15 protein-coding genes are annotated in these 18,442 nt (G+C 68.9%); 13 read left to right on the top strand and 2 right to left on the bottom strand.

The window, feature by feature from the left end; genetic code table 11:
- Window positions 1-198 precede the first annotated feature (198 nt).
- The 12 genes from thrS to ACT3UF_RS15230 all read left to right on the top strand — a co-directional run bounded on the left by thrS (window position 199) and on the right by ACT3UF_RS15230 (window position 14,143).
- Window positions 199-2,199, top strand: a complete 2,001-nt coding sequence (gene thrS / locus ACT3UF_RS15285) for a threonine--tRNA ligase (protein ID WP_441445648.1) — start codon at window positions 199-201, stop codon at window positions 2,197-2,199.
- Complete coding sequence (locus ACT3UF_RS15280; protein ID WP_444502509.1) at window positions 2,196-2,753, top strand: HIT family protein; 558 nt, start codon at window positions 2,196-2,198, stop codon at window positions 2,751-2,753. The genes thrS and ACT3UF_RS15280 overlap by 4 nt, the downstream gene beginning before the upstream one ends.
- A gap of 104 nt (window positions 2,754-2,857) precedes the next feature.
- A complete protein-coding gene (locus tag ACT3UF_RS15275; protein ID WP_441445650.1) occupies window positions 2,858-4,135 on the top strand; it encodes a PrsW family intramembrane metalloprotease in 1,278 nt (425 codons plus the stop codon).
- Window positions 4,136-4,254: 119 nt separating this feature from the next.
- Window positions 4,255-5,013: a YebC/PmpR family DNA-binding transcriptional regulator gene (locus tag ACT3UF_RS15270; protein WP_442332258.1), complete on the top strand. Its 759-nt coding sequence runs from the start codon at window positions 4,255-4,257 to the stop codon at window positions 5,011-5,013.
- Window positions 5,014-5,074: 61 nt separating this feature from the next.
- Window positions 5,075-5,668, top strand: a complete 594-nt coding sequence (ruvC, locus tag ACT3UF_RS15265; RefSeq protein ID WP_441445652.1) for a crossover junction endodeoxyribonuclease RuvC — start codon at window positions 5,075-5,077, stop codon at window positions 5,666-5,668.
- Window positions 5,669-5,694: 26 nt separating this feature from the next.
- Window positions 5,695-6,300, top strand: a complete 606-nt coding sequence (gene ruvA / locus ACT3UF_RS15260) for a Holliday junction branch migration protein RuvA (RefSeq protein ID WP_441445653.1) — start codon at window positions 5,695-5,697, stop codon at window positions 6,298-6,300.
- Window positions 6,297-7,343, top strand: coding sequence for a Holliday junction branch migration DNA helicase RuvB (gene ruvB / locus ACT3UF_RS15255; RefSeq protein WP_441445654.1), 1,047 nt, complete (start codon window positions 6,297-6,299; stop codon window positions 7,341-7,343). The genes ruvA and ruvB overlap by 4 nt, the downstream gene beginning before the upstream one ends.
- 133 nt (window positions 7,344-7,476) lie before the next feature.
- Entirely contained in the window at window positions 7,477-7,872 is a 396-nt protein-coding gene (yajC, locus tag ACT3UF_RS15250; protein WP_441445655.1) for a preprotein translocase subunit YajC, read from the top strand.
- A gap of 86 nt (window positions 7,873-7,958) precedes the next feature.
- Entirely contained in the window at window positions 7,959-9,851 is a 1,893-nt protein-coding gene (gene secD, locus ACT3UF_RS15245) for a protein translocase subunit SecD (RefSeq protein WP_441445656.1), read from the top strand.
- Window positions 9,848-11,053, top strand: a complete 1,206-nt coding sequence (gene secF, locus ACT3UF_RS15240; RefSeq protein ID WP_441445657.1) for a protein translocase subunit SecF — start codon at window positions 9,848-9,850, stop codon at window positions 11,051-11,053. The genes secD and secF overlap by 4 nt, the downstream gene beginning before the upstream one ends.
- Complete coding sequence (locus tag ACT3UF_RS15235; protein WP_441445658.1) at window positions 11,050-11,601, top strand: adenine phosphoribosyltransferase; 552 nt, start codon at window positions 11,050-11,052, stop codon at window positions 11,599-11,601. The genes secF and ACT3UF_RS15235 overlap by 4 nt, the downstream gene beginning before the upstream one ends.
- A gap of 127 nt (window positions 11,602-11,728) precedes the next feature.
- A complete protein-coding gene (locus ACT3UF_RS15230) occupies window positions 11,729-14,143 on the top strand; it encodes a RelA/SpoT family protein (RefSeq protein WP_441445659.1) in 2,415 nt (804 codons plus the stop codon).
- Here ACT3UF_RS15230 and ACT3UF_RS15225 read toward each other — a convergent pair.
- Complete coding sequence (locus tag ACT3UF_RS15225) at window positions 14,074-14,835, bottom strand: hypothetical protein (RefSeq protein ID WP_441445660.1); 762 nt, start codon at window positions 14,833-14,835, stop codon at window positions 14,074-14,076. The two genes, ACT3UF_RS15230 and ACT3UF_RS15225, sit on opposite strands and share 70 nt — an antisense overlap.
- A 135-nt stretch (window positions 14,836-14,970) precedes the next feature.
- Window positions 14,971-16,776 carry a DUF349 domain-containing protein gene (locus ACT3UF_RS15220; protein ID WP_441445661.1) on the bottom strand — a complete coding sequence of 602 codons (1,806 nt, stop codon included), beginning with the start codon at window positions 16,774-16,776 and terminating at the stop codon, window positions 14,971-14,973.
- A 237-nt stretch (window positions 16,777-17,013) separates the two neighbouring features.
- On the opposite strand from ACT3UF_RS15220, the gene hisS reads away from it, so the two are divergent.
- A complete protein-coding gene (gene hisS, locus ACT3UF_RS15215; RefSeq protein WP_441445662.1) occupies window positions 17,014-18,381 on the top strand; it encodes a histidine--tRNA ligase in 1,368 nt (455 codons plus the stop codon).
- Window positions 18,382-18,442 lie beyond the last annotated feature (61 nt).

The raw sequence follows: 18,442 nt of genomic DNA, 5'->3' as shown, positions 1-18,442 counted from the left end.
AGCGATCTGACAATCTGAAGATCGGCCGTCCCGTCTACGGACAGGTGCATCGCCGTCACGGTGTGCATACCGTCACGGCCACGACGTGACGGAGGTGACGCGCGCCCCAGGGGTCGAGGCGTTCTGCCTGCGCCGGATACCATCGGCGGCGGAGCCGGCATCGTCGGCCGGCTCGACCCGAACACAAGGAGCAACTCCGTGGCCCAGATCGCCATCACCCTCGACGGTTCACCCCAGCACATCGACGAGGGGACCACGGGCACCGCGCTCTTCGCGGACACCACCTCGATCATCGCCCTTCGCATCGACGGCGAGCTGCGGGACCTGGACACCGCCCTTTCCGCCGGGCAGGTCGTCGACGGTGTCGACATCTCCAGCCCTGACGGACTGTCGATCCTCCGTCATAGCACCGCCCATGTGCTCGCCCAGGCAGTGCAGAAGACGAATCCTGAGGCCAAGCTCGGCATCGGGCCGCCGATCACCGACGGCTTCTACTACGACTTCGATGTCGTCGAGCCCTTCACCCCGGAGTCCCTCAAGACGCTCGAGAAGGAGATGAACCGGATCATCAAGTCCGGCCAGCGCTTCGTGCGCCGCGAGATCTCCGACGACGACGCCCGGGCCGAGGCGGTCTCCGAGCCGTACAAGCTCGAGCTGATCGGACTGAAGTCCCAGGCCGGTGACGCCGCCGAAGGGGCCAGCGTCGAGGTCGGCGAGGGTGGGCTGACCATGTATGACAACGTGGACAAGAAGGGCCAGACCGTCTGGACGGATCTGTGCCGCGGCCCGCACCTGCCCAGCACCAAGCTGATCGGCAACGGCTTCGCACTCACCCGCTCCGCCGCCGCCTACTGGCGCGGCAGCGAGAAGAACCCGATGCTGCAGCGCGTCTACGGCACCGCCTGGCCGTCCAAGGACGAGCTGCGTGCCCACCAGGAGCGCATCGCCGAAGCTGAGCGCCGCGATCATCGCCGCCTCGGCAACGAGCTGGACCTCTTCTCCTTCCCCGACGAGATCGGCTCCGGGCTGCCGGTGTTCCATCCCAAGGGCGCGATGATCAAGATGGAGATGGAGGACTACTCCCGCCGTCGGCACGTCGAGGCCGGGTATTCCTTCGTCTCCACCCCGCACATCACCAAGAAGAACCTCTTCGAGACCTCCAAGCACCTCGAGTGGTACGCCGACGGCATGTACCCCCCGATGCACGTGGATGAGGAGGTCGATGCTGACGGCAACATCACCAAGCAGGGCCAGGACTACTACCTCAAGCCCATGAACTGCCCGATGCACAACCTCATCTACAGCTCGCGCGGTCGCTCCTACCGTGAGCTGCCGATGCGGCTGTTCGAGTTCGGCAGCGTCTACCGCTACGAGAAGTCCGGTGTGGTGCACGGGCTGACCCGCGCCCGCGGATTCACCCAGGACGACGCGCACATCTACACGACCCGTGAGCAGATGAAGGAGGAGATCGCAGCGACCCTGGACTTCGTCCTGGGCCTGCTCAAGGACTACGGCCTGGATGACTTCTACCTCGAGCTGTCCACCCGCGATCCCGAGAAGTCCGTCGGAGACGAGAGCACCTGGGAGGAGGCGACCCGCACCCTCGAGGAGGTCGCCACCGCCTCCGGCCTGGACCTGGTCCCAGATCCGGGCGGCGCCGCCTTCTACGGCCCGAAGATCTCCGTGCAGGCGAAGGACGCGATCGGTCGGACCTGGCAGCTCTCCACCATCCAGCTGGACTTCTTCGAGCCCGAGCTGTTCGAGCTCGAGTACACCGCCTCCGACGGCTCCCGCCAGCGCCCGGTGATGATCCACCGCGCCCTGTTCGGCTCGATCGAACGCTTCTTCGGCGTGCTGCTGGAGCATTACGCCGGCGCGTTCCCGGTGTGGCTGGCCCCCGTGCAGGTCGTCGGCATCCCGGTGGCGGCGGAATACGTGCCCTATCTCGACGAGGTGGCCACGAAGCTCCGCGCCCACGGCATCCGCGTCGAGGTCGACTCCTCGGACGACCGCATGCAGAAGAAGATCCGCACCCACACCAAGGAGAAGGTGCCCTATCTGCTCATCGCCGGCGGCGAGGACCAGGAGAAGGGCGCGGTCTCCTTCCGCATGCGTGACGGCAGCCAGGACAACGGCATCGATGTCGATACCGCAGTCCAGCGGATCGTCGAGGCTGTGACGACGAAGGCCCAGGTGTGAGCTCGGATCCCGAGCCCGTCGTCGAGGACGCCCGCGATTTCGCGGGCGTCCCCGACGACACCCAGAGGCTGTGGACCCCGCACCGGATGGCCTACATCGGCGGGGAGAACAAGCCGCAGGATCCCCACGACGATCAGCAGTGCCCCTTCTGCGCGGCACCGCAGCGCTCCGACGAGGAGTCGCTGATCGTCCACCGGGGGGAGACCGCCTACGTGATCCTGAACCTCTACCCGTACAACGCCGGCCACCTGCTGGTGTGCCCTTTCCGGCATGTCTCGGACTACACCGACCTGGATGAGGCCGAGGTGCTCGAGGTCGCCGAGCTCACCCGGACGGCGATGCGCGTGATCCGCGAGGTGTCGCGGCCGGCGGGGTTCAACCTCGGCATGAACCAGGGCGAGGTGGCGGGGGCCGGGATCGCCGCGCACCTCCACCAGCATGTGGTCCCGCGCTGGCCCGGGGATGCGAACTTCCTGCCGATCGTCGGCCGCACGAAGGCGGTCCCGATCCTGCTCGGGCACACCCGTCAGCTCTACGCCGACGCCTGGCCCTGAGCTACCATGACCGAGGCCGTGCCGACGCTGAACCGTGAGGCCCCCGGACAGCGAACTCATCGGCCGCACCGACCGGGGGAGAGGCGGGACCGACCGTGACGAGCGTGACCGGCGCACCGCCCCACCCTGCTCCGCCCTCTCGATCGGGTGACCCCTACGGCTATGACGTCGAGCGGGTGGATCCCCGAGCTCCCGGGCAGATCGGGGAGGGGAAGGCGCAGCGCGCGAAGCGGCGACGTCCCTGGGTGCGCTGGGTGCTGTTCGCACTGTCCTTCCTCGGGCTCGCGGTCTCGGCGCTGGCGCTGTACTTCTTCGTCATCCTCCCGCTGGGCTTCGGCACCTCTCTGGTCGCCTTCACGGCCGCCCTGGTTCCGGTCGCACTGGTCCTCGGCGCGGTGTGGTGGATCGATCGCTACACCCCGCAGCCCCGGATGTCGCTCGTCTACGCCTTCGCCTGGGGTGCGATCGGCTCGGTGCTGCTCACCCTCTGGTTCGGCGGCTACTTCACGGCGTGGATCACCCCGACGGAGACGAACCAGCTGATCGATTCGTTCCTGGGCGCCGTCATCCAGGCTCCGGTGATCGAAGAGGCCATGAAGAGTGCCGGGTTGATCGGCCTGCTGATCTGGGGGCGTCGCTATATCGCCGGCCCGATCGACGGTGTGGTCTACGCGGCGCTGATCGCCGGAGGCTTCGCCTTCACCGAGAACATCCTCTACTTCGGCAGCTCGTTCCACCAGGCACAGGCCGCCGGTGAGGTCGCCGTCTTCTGGCAGACCTTCTTCCTGCGCGGAGTGCTCTCCCCGTTCGCCCATGTCTCCTTCACCGCCCTGTGCGGACTGGGCCTGGGGATCGCCGCCGAACGACGATCGCTGATGCTCTACTTCGGCCTCGGCGCGGGTGGCCTGTCACTGGGCATGGTGCTGCATGCGCTGTGGAACGGCTCGACCTTCTTCATCCCGGTCGACCCCGCGGCACCCCTGGCGGGCTTCCTGCGCTACTACGTCACGGTGCAGGTGCCGATCTTCGTGCTGCTGGTCGCGATCGTGCTCTTCCTCCGACTGCGGGAGAAGCGCATCCTGCGCCGCCAGCTCGCGGAATACGGGAGGGCCGGCTGGTTCTCGCCCGACGAGGTGGAGCTGCTGGTCTCGATGCGTCGCCGCCGACGGGCCGAGCGCTGGGCGGCCCGCCACGGCGCCGTGTCCCGGATGGCGATGCGAGATCTGATCCGGACCTCGATCGCGCTGGGGATCGAAAGGCACAGCGTGCTGTTCGGCACGCCGAGCGCGAAGACACGTGCACGTGAGCGCGAGCTGCTCGAGACGGTCACCGCCGACCGTCGCCTGATCGGCTCGCTGACTGCGCCCGTCGTGCGAGGCTGAACGGGTTTCGCCCGCCAGCAGCCCGCGCCTCGTGGCCATGTCTCCTGGAACATTCCTGCACTGGCCTAGAATGGGACGGCAATTCGCCGCCGTTCGGCGGCAGAGCCGGGAGGAGAAAGATGTCGGGGCATTCCAAGTGGGCGACCACCAAGCACAAGAAGGCCATCATCGATGCCAGACGAGGCAAGCTGTTTGCCAAGCTGGTCAAGAACATCGAAGTTGCCGCACGCATGGGTGGTCCTGACCCTGTCGGCAACCCCACCCTCTTCGACGCCATCCAGAAGGCGAAGAAGACCTCCGTGCCCAACGACAACATCGACCGCGCCGTCAAGCGTGGCGGCGGGCTCGATGGCGGAGGCGTCGACTACGAGACGCTGATGTACGAGGGCTATGCCCCCGGCGGTGTCGCAGTCCTGGTCGAGTGCCTCACCGACAACAAGAATCGTGCCGTCTCCGAGGTCCGCCTGGCCTTCAACCGCAACGGCGGCAACATGGCGGAGTCCGGCTCGGTGTCGTACCTGTTCGAGCGCAAGGGCGTGGTCGCCGTCTCCAAGGCAGAGCACAGTGAGGACGAGCTCCTCGAGGTGGTCCTCGATGCCGGCGCCGAGGAGATCAACGACGAGGGCGAGACCTTCGAGATCCTCTCCGAGGCCACCGACGTGGTGGCCGTTCGCACCGCGCTGCAGGAGGCGGGCATCGACTACGACAGCGCCGAGGCGCAGTTCGTGCCCACCATGCGCACCCCGGTGGATCTCGAGGGTGCGCAGAAGGCTCTGCGCCTGATCGAGGCCCTCGAGGACAGCGACGACGTGCAGAACGTCTTCTCGAACCTCGACATCCCGGACGACGTCGCGGCCCAGCTCGCGGACGCCGAGTGATCCCCGTGGACGGCGCGGCCCCCGGCAGCGAGGGCGCGCCGTCCGCCCGGGGGTGCAGGCGATGACGACGCTGCGCGTGCTCGGGGTCGATCCTGGGCTGACCCGCTGCGGGATCGGGGTCGTCGATGCCCTCGGTGGCCGGCGTGCGAAGCTCGTCCATGCCGGGGTGATCGTCTCCACGCCGGCCTCCCCGCTCGACCAGCGCCTGCTGACGATCGCACGGGGGCTGCGCGCCGTGCTCGAGGAGTTCGCGCCCGACACCGTCGCCGTCGAACGAGTCTTCAGCCAGAACAACATCTCCACCGTGATGGGCACGGCGCAGGTCTCGGGAATCGCCCTGCTGGAGGCCGCCGAGCGCGGCATCCCGGTCGCGCTGCACACCCCCTCGGAGGTGAAAGCGGCGGTGACCGGCAGCGGCCGAGCCGACAAGAAGCAGATCCAGACCATGCTGATCAAGCTGCTGGGCCTCGACGCCGCACCCCAGCCGGCTGACGCCTCCGACGCGGTGGCGATCGCGCTGACCCAGCTGTGGCGCGGCCCCGGCCCGGTGGCGCTGGACTCCGGCGGGGGAGCGCGCACCAGCGCACAGGCGGTGTGGGCCCGCGCCGAGCGGGAGGCGCGACGCGCCCGGGAACGCTCTTCCTCCCGACACTGATCGAACAGGTGTTCTAGGATTGGCGCGTGATCGCATCCCTGACCGGGCGAGTCGCCCGCATCGACCTCGACTCCCTCGTGCTGGAGGTGGCCGGGATCGGGTATCTCGTCCGCACCACGCCTGAAGCCCTCAGCGCCACCCGCCACGGCGCCGAGCTCACCCTCCACACCGAACTGGTGGTGCGAGAGGATTCGATGACCCTCTACGGGTTCCCGCACGCGGAGGAGGCCGAGACCTTCCGGATCGTGCAGTCGGTCTCCGGGATCGGCCCCCGCACCGCGCTCGCGGTGCTGGCGGTGCTCGAGCCCGAGGAGCTGCGGCGTGCCGTCGCGGAGCAGGATGCCAAGACGCTCACCCGGACTCCCGGCATCGGCCCCAAGGTCGCCAGTCGCATGCTGCTCGAGCTCGGTGGCAAGCTGCCCGCGCCCAGCACCGTCACCTCCGGTCCCTCCGCGGCCCAGAGCACACCCCAGGGCGCGGACGCCGATGTCGTCGACGCACTGGTGGGCCTCGGCTGGGCAGAGAAGGCGGCGATCGGCGCGGTCGACTCCGCCCGAGCGGCGGGCGGGGAGGAGCTGGGCTCCGCGGAGCTCCTCCGTCAGGCCCTGCGAGGCCTCGGGGGACATCGATGATCGAGGACGACACCCCGTCGGTGACCAGTGCCGAGGCGGTGCCCCCCGAGCGCGCTGCGGAGGCCGCGCTGCGGCCGCGACGGCTCGATGAGTTCGTGGGCCAGAAGGTCGTGCGCGACCAGCTCTCGCTGGTCCTCGATGCCGCCGCCGCTCGAGGCAGGTCCCCGGAGCATGTGCTGCTCTCGGGCCCGCCAGGCCTGGGCAAGACCACACTGGCGATGATCATCGCGGCTGAGCTGTCCGCCCCGCTGCGAATCACCTCTGGTCCGACGGTGCAGCATGCCGGCGACCTGGCCGCCATCCTCTCCTCGCTCGATGAGGGGGAGGTCCTGTTCATCGATGAGATCCACCGCCTCGCACGCCCCGCCGAGGAGATGCTCTATATCGCGATGGAGGACTTCCGGGTCGACGTGATCGTCGGCAAGGGGGTCGGAGCGACGTCGATCCCCTTGGACCTGCCCCCGTTCACGGTGGTCGGGGCCACCACCCGGGCTGGCCTGCTGCCGGCGCCGCTGCGCGACCGCTTCGGCTTCATGGGCCATCTCGATTTTTACGGCGCCGACGAGCTGCAGGAAGTCGTGCGGCGCTCGGCGCTGCGCCTCGAGGTCGACCTCGAGGACGCGGCAGGGATCGAGATCGCCTCCCGCTCACGGGGCACCCCGCGCATCGCCAACCGGCTGCTCCGCCGAGTGCGGGACTGGGCCCAGGTCCGTGGCACCGGGCGTCTGGACCTCGGCGCCGCGAAGGAGGCCCTTCGCGTCTATGAGGTGGACGAACGGGGGCTGGACCGCCTGGATCGCGCGGTGCTGTCCGCCCTGTGCGGGCGGTTCGCGGGCGGGCCGGTCGGCCTGTCCACCCTCGCGGTCGCCGTGGGAGAGGAGATCGAGACGGTCGAGACCATGGTGGAGCCCTACCTGGTGCGAGAAGGCTTCCTGCTGCGCACGCCCCGCGGCCGTGCCGCAGCCCCGGCTGCATGGACCCATCTGGGCTTGGAACCGCCAGAGGGCCCCGGGGGCATCGCGCCCATGCTCGGTCGCTTCTGAGAGTCGATGATCCTCCGCTCACCCCTGGGAGTCGAGTGACGCCTCGGCGGGTACAGTGGGGCGGTCAATCGTCCGCGGCAGGTCCCGATCTATGCATGAGCATCGTGAAGGGTCGTCCGCCGAAAGGAACCTCGTGGAATCCCTCCTTCCTCTCCTGCTCATCTTCGCCGTCATGATGCTGCCCCTGCTGTTCATGTCGAACCGCCAGAAGAAGATGCAGCAGAAGCAGGCGGACCTGGTCAAGCAGCTCGGCGTCGGCGATGAGGTGCGCACCCATTCCGGCTTCTACGGCCTGATCATCGACTCCTACGACGACGTCGTGATCCTCGAGTCCGAGAACGGCGCCCAGACGAAGTGGGCCCGCCAGGCCGTCTCCCAGCGAGTCGACCCCGTCGAAGAGTTCGCCGCCGATCTCGAGGACTCCTCGGAGGAGCAGAGCACCGACGTCGAGGATGATCGTGCGATCCCCGGCGTGACCGTCGCCGATGAGGATCTCCGCAGCGACGACCCGCGTCGCGACGACCGCTGAGCCGCCTCACAGTCGCTCCTGGACGGGTCGTTCGCGGCCTGTTCGCCTGATAACCGCCCGTCCGCCGTCCTGAGGAACTTCGCACCATGCCCGCACGTCGCATAGCCCTCGCGGCCCTTGCGGTGCTGATCCTGCTGCTCGGCGGCGGGATCGGTGCCGGGGTCTGGAAGGGCGACTGGCAGCCAGCCCCCAAACTCGCCCTCGACCTCGAGGGCGGTACCCAGATCATCCTGCAGGCGCAGTCGCGTGATGGCTCGGCCATCGACGCGACAGCCATGGAGCAGGCTCGCCAGATCATGAGCCAGCGGGTCAACGCCATGGGCGTTGCGGAGACTGAGATCACCGTGCAGGGCGGCACCAACATCGTCATCGATGTCCCGGGCCAGCTGGACCAGGCGACCTCGGAGGCCGTCCGACAGACGGCCTCGATGTCGTTCCGGCCGGTGCTCGGTGTCGTGGCGCCGGAGGGTTCCGGCGAGCCGATGCCCTCCGACGGCGGCGGCGAGGCGTCCGATGCCGGTGGTCAGGACCCGGGGGAGAGCTCAAGCGCGCCCGCGGACCCCTCCCAGCACCTGTTCGATGGCCTCATCAGCGAGGACTCCTCGCTCGCGCCTCCGGCTGCTCCCGCCGCAGGCGACCTGCCCTACCCGGCCTGGAGCCTGGACTGGCTGACACCGGAGGTCCAGACCGAGCTGATGAGCGCCGACTGCGTCGACCCTGCCGCGCAGCAGGAGCGAGCCGCTGCGGCCGCGCCTGACGAACCCGTGGTGGCATGCGCTCCGGACGGCACCGCGAAGTACCTGCTCGGCCCCGAGGTCGTCGCCGGTTCGGCGATCGAGAGCTCGGGCGTGGCCTCGGATGTCACGCCCACCGGCCAGGCCACCGGCTACTACGTCGTGAACATGAGCTTCAACGACAGCACCGCGGCGTCGTTCTCCGAGATGACCAAGGCCCTCTACGGCGGGCAGGGCGCGACCGCGGCCTTCGGCATCGTGCTGGACGGGCTGGTCATCTCCGCCCCTGAGGTCCAGGAGCCGTCTCCCGGTGGGGAGGCGTCCATCTCCGGCAACTTCTCGCAGGAAGAGGCCAGCCAGCTCTCCGACCAGCTGCGATTCGGTGCGCTCCCGCTCGAGTTCGAGGTCGCGTCCGAGCAGCAGATCTCCGCCACCCTCGGCGCCGATCAGCTGCAGATGGGACTGATCGCCGGTCTCATCGGCCTGGCGCTGGTGGTCCTGTACGCCTTCACCCAGTACCGCCTCCTGTCGATCGTCACCACCTCGAGCCTGCTGATCATGGGCCTGCTGACGTACGCCACGCTCACCGTCCTGTCCAACATCCCGGATATCGGCTACCGCCTTTCACTGGCTGGTGTGGTGGGGCTGATCGTCGCGATCGCCTTCACCGCGGACTCCTTCATCGTCTACTTCGAACGAGTTCGTGACGAGATCCGCGAGGGCCGCGGGATCGTCGCAGCGGTGGACCACGGCTGGGATCGCGCCAAGCGTACGATCCTCGCCTCCGACACCGTGAACCTGATCGCTGCCGTGGTGCTCTACGTGCTGTCCACCGGCGGGGTGCGGGGCTTCGCGTTCGTCCTGGGGCTGACCACCGTGCTCGACCTGCTGGTCGTCTTCCTGTTCACCCATCCCGTGCTGCAGGCGCTGGTGCGCACCCGGTTCTTCGGCAAGGGCCATCCCTGGAGCGGGCTGGATCCGGCGCGTCTGGACCGTGATGTACCTGCCTATGCCGGACGTGGCCGGGTACGGCTGACCGGGGAGCGAGCAGGCCGTGGCAGCGCTGCGGAGGAGGTGCGGGAGCCGATCGCTGTGCGCCGTGCCCGCCTGGAGAAGGAGGCCGCGGAGCAGGCTGCTCTCGCGGGAGGCGGGGAGAGTGACCCTGACGACCCCGGGCAGACGAGCCCCGACCCCGAGGACCGGTCCGTGACCGGCGAGGACGACACCGAGGAGCAGAGCCGATGAGCGCGACCTTCGCCCGTTTCGGCAACGACCTGCACGCAGGGCGTCGGATCATCCCGCTGGTGAGCCGCCGGAAGACCTGGTACCTGATCAGCGCGATCAGCATCGTGCTGCTCGCTGCGCTGGCAGGCCTGCGCGGACCGAACCTCGGCATCGAGTTCACCGGCGGCTCCGAGTTCCAGATCGCAGGAGTCTCGGACACCGAGCAGAGCTCCGCCCGCGATGTGGTGCGCGATCACCTGCCGGACCGCGAGCCGAAGATCACCGTGCTCGGGCAGGACACCGTGCGGGTGCAGACCGAGCAGCTCGATTCGACGGAGACTGCCGCCCTCGCGCAGGATCTCGCCGCCGCCTACGAGGTCTCGCCGGAGGCGATCTCCACCTCCTACATCGGTCCGGTGTGGAGCGGGGACGTCACCCAGAAGATGCTCCGGGGGGTCATCGTGTTCCTGGTGCTGGTCGCGGGAATGATGGCTGTGTACTTCCGCAACCTCAAGGCCTCTCTGGCAGCGATGGCTGCGCTGGTCCACGACATGCTGGTCACAGCGGGCGTGTACCTGGTGGTGGGCTTCGAGATCACCCCGGGCACCGTGATCGGCTTCCTCACCGTGATGGGCTATTCCCTCTACGACACGATCGTCGTCTTCGACAAAGTCCGTGAGAACACCGACGGCCTCACCCGCCAGCGGCGGACCACCTTCGCCGACCAGGTGCAACTGGCTGCGAACCAGACCCTGGTGCGCTCGATCAACACCTCCGTGGTGGCTCTGCTGCCGATCGGCTCGATCCTCGCGATCGGCGCGTTCCTGCTCGGCGCCGGCACGCTCAAGGACATCTCGCTGGCACTGTTCATCGGCATCATCGTGGGCACCTACTCCTCCATCTTCCTGGCACCGGGATTCCTGGTGGAGCTGCGCAGCCGTGAGCCCGAGATCGCTGCGCACACCGATCAGGTGCTGCGCGAGCGCCGGGGCGAGAGCGTGGCGGCACCCGCGGTGCGACACCCCACCACGTCCGTCACGGAGACGGTCGGAGCGGATGTCGAGGATCCCGGCACGATCGAGGGTCCCGGCACGGACGACGAGTCCGCCGAGGAGCGCGAAGAGCCCGAGACCGACGGTCAGCCGGCGATCGCTCGTGAGCGTCATCAGCCGCGCCGCTCGAACCGAAGCCAGCGCAGCACCCCGAAGGGAGGCCGCAGGTGAGCGGTTCCGTGCCCAGCGCAGCGCAGATCGAGACGCTGCTGCACACCCACATCGCCGAGTACCCGGACTTCCCGACGCCCGGAGTGCTGTTCCGCGACATCACCCCGCTGCTGCGAGATGCGGACGCGCTGCGTGCCGTGATCCGCTACTGGACGACCCTGATCCCCGAGGGCGTCGAGTACGTCATCGGGACCGAGGCTCGCGGGTTCGTGCTGGGTGCGCCGCTGGCCTATGAGATCGGAGCCGGCTTCATCCCGGCGCGCAAGGCGGGGAAGCTCCCGGGCGATCCGGTCGGGCTGACCTACGACCTCGAGTACGGGAGCGCCGAGATCCAGCTGCCCGAGAGCTCGCTGCCCGTCGGAGCCCGCACCCTCGTCGTCGACGATCTGCTGGCCACCGGTGGCACCGCGGCGGCGACCATCGAGCTTGCCCGACGGTTCGACGTCGAGATCCTCGGAGCCTCGTTCCTCATCGAGCTCGACGGCCTGGGCGGCCGTGACCAGCTGCCGGGCGTGCCGCTGTCCACCGTGTGGACCCTCAAGAACTGAACCTGCCAGGCCTCCCGCTCCACAGCGGAATCCACGGCGGGCTTCACGGCGGTGCAGCGGTGGGCGGACACCGTCCGCGCATCGGTGACCCGCGCGTAGACTGATGAATCTCAGCCAGGAGGTGTGCATGTCGCAGCAGCCCGCATCCCAGCCGGCCAAGGCAGACGCTGCCGGGTCGGGCGACCAGGGCAACCAGCCGGTGGCGCAGCCCGCCCCCTCGCCTCGACCCTCTTCGCCGGTCCCTCGGCGCACCCGCTCCCGGCTGTCGTTCTTCGCGCCCCGCGCCGGCACCGGCGTGGATCCGCTGCTGGCGCCGCTGCTCGAGACGATGACCGCGGTGAGCCCGAAGGAGAACCTGGACGTCATCCGGCGGGCTTACACCGTCGCCGAGCGTGCGCACAGGGGACAGACCCGCAAGAGCGGCGACCCCTACATCACGCATCCGGTCTCGGTCGCGACGATCCTGGGGGAGCTCGGGTCTCCTGCCGAGGTGGTCGCGGCGGCGTTGCTCCATGACACCGTCGAGGACACCGACTATTCGCTGGAGCGGCTGCGCGCCGAATTCGGTGAGGTCATCGCCGTGATGGTCGATGGGGTCACCAAGCTCGACAAGGTCACCTACGGGGAGGCCGCGCAGGCCGAGACGGTGCGGAAGATGATCGTGGCGATGAGCCGCGACGTGCGGGTGCTGCTGATCAAGCTCGCCGACCGCCTCCACAACGCCCGGACCTGGAAGTATGTCCCCGCCGCCTCTGCCGAGCGGAAGGCGAAGGAGACCCTGGAGATCTATGCTCCGCTCGCGCACCGCCTGGGCCTGAACACCATGAAGTGGGAGCTCGAGGACCGCTCCTTCCAGGTGCTCTACCCCAAGGTGTACGAGGAGATCGTCTCCCTGGTCACCCAGCACGCGCCCGCCCGCGAGCAGTACCTCTCGACCGTCTCCTCGCAGATCAACGAGGACCTGCGCAAGGCGAAGATCAAGGCCGAAGTCACGGGGCGACCCAAGCACTACTACTCGATCTACCAGAAGATGATCGTCCGCGGTCGCGACTTCTCGGACATCTACGACCTGGTCGGGGTGCGCGTCCTGGTGGATTCGGTGAGGGATTGCTACGGGGTGCTGGGCACGCTGCACGCTCGCTGGTCCCCTGTGCAGGGCCGGTTCAAGGACTACATCGCACTGCCGAAGTTCAACCTGTACCAGTCGCTGCACACCACGGTGATCGGCCCCACCGGCAAACCGGTGGAGATCCAGATCCGCACCCGGGAGATGCACCGCCGTGCCGAGTACGGGGTGGCCGCGCACTGGAAGTACAAGGCGATGGCCGCCCAGCAGGGCGGGGCGGACGCAACGCCCATCGCCAACGACGCGGCCTGGCTGCGCCAGCTCATGGACTGGCAGAAGGAGACCACCGACTCCGGGGAGTTCCTGGACTCGCTCCGTTTCGAGATCAACACCCAGGAGGTGTACGTCTTCACCCCCAAGGGGGACGTGCTGGCCCTCCCACAGGGGGCGACGCCCGTCGACTTCGCCTACTCCGTGCACACGGAGGTGGGGCATCGGACGATCGGGGCGCGGGTCAACGGCCGCCTGGTGTCCCTCGAGTCGTCGTTGTCCACGGGCGACGTGGTCGAGGTGTTCACCTCGAAGTCGGACGACGCAGGCCCGAGCCGCGACTGGCTCGGCTTCGTGCAGTCGCCCCGTGCCCGCAGCAAGATCCGTCACTGGTTCTCGAAGGAGCGCCGAGAGGAGGCGCTCGAGAAGGGCAAGGAGGAGCTGGCCAAGGCGCTGCGCCGGCAGGATCTGCCGATGCGGCGTCTCCTGACCCACGAGACCCTCGCGACCGTCGCGGATGACCTCAACCTCGCGTCGGTGGATGCGCTGTACACCTCGATCGGCGAGGGCCATACCGGTCCGCAGCACGTGGTCGAGAAGCTGCGGGCCTCATTCGGCGGTTCCGAGGGCGCCGCAGAGGATCTCGCGGAGATCACGCTGCCCTCGCGGGTTCGGCCTCGTGGTGGTCGCGCGGAGCGGCATACCTCCGAGACGGATCAGGGCGTCATCGTCGACGGGCACTCGGATCTGTGGGTCAAGCTCGCGAAGTGCTGCGCTCCGGTTCCGGGGGACCCGATCGTGGGGTTCATCACCCGGGGCTCCGGGATCTCGGTCCATCACGAGAGCTGCGCGAATGCGATCCAGCTGCAGGAGCAGCAACCGGATCGGATCGTGCAGGTGGCGTGGTCGGGGAGGCACAGCACGGCCTATCTCGTGCACATCAAGGTCGAGGCGCTGGATCGTCCCCGCCTGCTCACGGATCTCGCACTGGTGATCTCAGAGCAGCAGGTGAATCTGCAGTCAGCCTCCGCCCACTCGAACACCGATCGCCTTGCCACCACGTTCTTCTCCTTCGAGCTCGCCGACCCCTCCCATCTGCAGTCGGTCCTCGCGCAGGTGCGGCGCATCGAAGGCGTCTACGACGTGTATCGGGTCACGGCCGACGGCAGACCGGTGGGTTCGAGCGCCCCGCTGCTCACCCGCTGATCTCCCAGCATCTGCTCGAGCCGCTCCCTGGCCGCCTGCACGCCGGGGTGGCGATGCATGCGGTGCAGGCGCTGGCGAATCTGGGGAACCTGAGCATGGCCCTCTGCGACCAGTCGCTGCAATGTCGGCTCTGCGATCCATGGGGGAGCGAACCTCAGCAGATCCATTGCAGTGCGCACCGGGATCGTGACCGGGGCCCCTCCGATCGTCTCGACCTCGTCCGGCTGCAACCGGGCGTGTCGCAGCACCACCCCAGCCTGATCGCCGCGATGGGCGGGGGAGAGCAGCTCCGCATAGGCCGGTGAAGGCCCGCCCAGCACCACCCAGGCCGCTGAAAGACCCGCGATGACGTGATGCGCCTGCAGCTGGGCGCCCAGAGCGCAGCCGAGGGCGAGCGCTCGTTGCACCGCGCTGCGCAGCAGATCGGGTGGGAGGAAGATGCCCGGCAGTATCCGGGTGAGATAGCCGTCGGCCACAAGGGCGTGGGTGGACGGGGTCTCGTCCCATCGCTGGAGGGCCGCACCGAGGGGGACTGCGAGCTCGGCCGCATGCCTTGACCAGGCTGCGCACAGGCCGATCGAGGTCAGCCCTGGCACCTCACGGACGGGACCGAGTCCCGGGGGCGGGGGCGTCTCCGGTGGACCGGTGGCGTTCTGCGGGACGGTGCGGCGGGAGGAGAGGAGCAGTTCCATGGACCGACTCTGGCAAGGAGGGGGACCGAAGGCAATCGCCCCGCCTGTCCTGTGGACAGACGGGGCGGTGGAGGAACGGTCGTTCCTCGCGGAGCCGGCGAGCTGAGGCGCCGAGGTGGTCGACAGTCGGCGGCGTCAGCCGAGGTCGCGTGCGGAGCGCTCGATCACTGCGAGCCATTCCTTGCGAGCCTCGAGAGCTGACTCCGCCTCAGCGATCTTCGACGGGTCACCGCCGGCGACGGCCTTGTCGAGCGCATCCTGGTACGACGCGATCGCGGAGTGCAGCTGCGAGGAGGCGCCCTCCACACGTGCTTTGGTCCGAGGATCGGTGCGACGCCATTCGTCCTGCTCGGCGTTCTTCACCGCGCGCTCCACGGCGTGCAGGCGGTCATCGATGCGCCGCATGTCCCCGCGGGGCACCTTGCCTGCTTCCTCCCACCGATCCTGGACCGAGCGCAGCGCCTTCTTGGCACCCTCGAGGTCCTTGGTGGGGTCGATGACCTCAGCCTCGGTCAGCAGGGACTCCTTCACCTCGAGGTTCTTGCGCTGCTCTTCTTCGGTCTCATGGAGATCTGCGTTGCGCGCCGAGAAGAAGGTGTCCTGGGCGGCCTTGAAGCGCTTCCACTGGGCGTCGTCCTTCTTCCGCCCGCCGCGCGGCGCCGCGCGCCACTCGGCCATCAGATCCTTGTATGCACGGACGGTCGTGCCCCAGTCCGTGGACTCCTGCATCGCCTCGGCCCGCGCGATGAGGCCCTCCTTGACCTTGGCGGCCTCGGAGTGCTTCTCATCGAGCTGCGAGAAGAACTGCTTGCGCATCCGGTCGAAGGTGGCGCGCGCCGCGGAGAGCCGCTTCCACAGCGCCTCCTCCGTGGGGCGGTCCAGGGGGACTCCCTCGGACTGCATCTGCTTCCAGGTGGGCACCATCTGGCGCATCGTGTCGCCGGCGTTCTTCCAGGAGAGCTGCTCGGGATCAGTGGCGACCAGCGCTTCGATGGACTCGACGAATTCGCTGCGCTGACGGGCGGCGGCCTCGCGGCCCTCCGTACGCTGGGCTTCGAGCGCCCTGATCTTCTCCTTAGCCTGCTCCCGCAGCTCGCCGGCGCGGGCTCGCAGCGCCGGGATGTCCCCGACGACCTGCGGCTCCTTGAGGTTCTTCCGCAGATTCTCCAGGAGGCGATTCAGTTCGTTCTGGGTGTGCTCGGGAGCGTTCAGCGTGGACTGCGTGAGGTCGAGGAACGCCACCAGATCGAGGTAGCCCCGGGCGTAGGGCTCGAGAGCCGCCTCAGGATCGGTTCCCGTGGCGGTCCCGATGGTGCGCACCTGGGTCCCGTCCTGGACCGTGATGGTCCCGTCTTCGCCGACCGTGCCGAAGGCTGCGGCCGCGGCGATCTGCTCAGGGGCGTACTCGGTGACCGGCGGCGCGACCGGCAGCAGCGCGGCGCTGGGCTTCTTCGCCGCGATCGCCGCGGGGGAGGGGACCATGGGCTTCGGCCGTGGCCCGCGCGCCCCGGGCACCGGCGGCTTCGGCGCCGGAGTCGGAGCAGCGGACGCGGGGGCCGGATCCCCGACGGGCTCCGCCGCCTGTTCCGTGTCGGAGTCGGCGCCAGCGCCAGCGTCGGAATCGGAGTCGGCGCCAGCCTCGGCGTCGGTGGGACCGTCGGCCTCGGGAATCTGCCCCGTCTCGGGACCGGCGGCGTCGGCGGTGTCGTCCACCACGTCCTCCGCAGCGGGCGCCTCAGGGGCAGCTGCGGCCGGATCGCTCTCGGTGCTGGTCTCTGCTGCGGGAGCCGCAGGCTCTGCAGGGCTGACAGATGCGCCGGCGTCGGTGGTCTCCGCCGCGGGATCGGGGGCGGTCGGGGAGATCGAGGGCTGATCAGCGGCCGGTTCGGCGGGCTGAGCGGCGGGGTTCGACGCGGGGACGGGAGTCTCGGACTCGCTCACGATTGAGCTCCTTCGAAGGGATCCGCTGCGGGGCGGGACACTGCCGCCATGGTCGGCGGCCGGGCTGGCACATGGACTGCCCCGATGAGGGGAGAACCACGTCACGGAACTCTACCGTGGCCGGTGGATCTGGATGGACCGGTCCTGCCCTCCGATACATCGATCGCCGACAACGGGAGGGGACAAGGGGATAATGGGACCCGGCACTCGGCCCAACCCCAGAAGGATGTGCACCGCATGGCGAAGATCGCCGCCCTGTCAGGATTCCCGGAGTGGCTCCCCGCGGAGCGCCTCGTCGAGCAGCACGTGATCGACGTGTTCCGCGAAGTGGCCGAGCTGCACGGCTTCTCCGGCATCGAGACGCGGGCCGTCGAACCGCTGGACCAGCTGCTGCGCAAGGGGGAGATCGACAAGGAGGTGTACGTCCTGCGGCGCCTCCACGCTGAAGAGGAGGGCGCAGATCCGGGTCGCGAGGATCGCTCGCGCACCCTGGGGCTGCACTTCGATCTCACCGTGCCGCTGGCCCGGTACGTGCTCGAGCACCAGAACGACCTCGCCTTCCCGCTGCGCCGCTTCCAGATCCAGAAGGTGTGGCGCGGCGAACGCCCCCAGGACGGCCGTTTCCGCGAGTTCTACCAGGCGGATCTCGATGTCATCGGGCAGGACACCCTCCCCGGGCACATCGAGGCCGAGGTCGCCACGGTGATGGCCGAGATCCTCGACCGGCTCCCGCTGCCCACGTTCACGATCCATGCCAACACCCGTCGGCTCTCCGAGGGCTTCTTCCGCTCGATCGGGTTCGAGGACCAGTCCGCGGTGCTGCGGAGCCTCGACAAGCTTCCGAAGATCGGTGCGGAGGCGGTGCGGAATCTGCTGCTCGCCGAGACCGGTGCAACTCCGGAGCAGGCGCAGGCCTGCCTCGACTTCGCCGCGATCCGCACCCGCGACGGCTCCTTCGCTCAGCAGGTGCGCGATCTCGGTGGCAGTGGCGAGATGCTCGAGCAGGGCATCGCCGAGCTCACCGCGGTCCTCGAGCGGGTCGAGGCGGCGGTGCCCGGCGTGATCATGGCGGACCTCTCCATCGCCCGCGGGCTGGACTACTACACGGGCACCGTCTTCGAGACGTTCTTGGCCGGGCATGAGTCGCTCGGCTCGATCTGCTCCGGCGGTCGCTACGACTCGCTGGCCGCGGACAACCGCCACACCTATCCCGGAGTAGGGCTCTCGATCGGGCTGTCCCGGCTGGTCTCCCGGCTCCTCTCCGCGGACCTCGCCACGCCCTCCCGCGCGGTGCCCACATGCGTCTTGGTCTCCGTCGCCGACGAGGAGCACCGAGCGCTCAGCGACGCCGCCGCCCGTTCTCTGCGCAGCCGCGGGATCGCCTGCGAGGTGGCGCCCGCAGCGGCGAAGTTCGGCAAGCAGATCCGCTACGCCGATCGCCGCGGTATCCCGTTCATCTGGTTCCCGGGCACCGACGGGGCCGCAGATGAGGTCAAGGACATCCGCAGCGGGGAGCAGTCGGTCGCCGATGCGGCTGCCTGGGAGCCGCCGACGGAGGACCGGAACGTGCGCATCCTGGCGGGCACGGGGATGCCCAGCACCTGAGCCGCCCGGTGATCTGAGTCACGCCGCGGCGCAGAGGGAATGATCCTCGGTGCCGCGGCGT

Source organism: Brachybacterium sp. AOP24-D1-21 (genome assembly GCF_052378665.1).
GTDB lineage: Bacteria > Actinomycetota > Actinomycetes > Actinomycetales > Dermabacteraceae > Brachybacterium.
The sequence above is the reverse complement of the archived record's forward strand: the minus strand, read 5'-3'. Positions and strand labels throughout refer to the sequence as shown.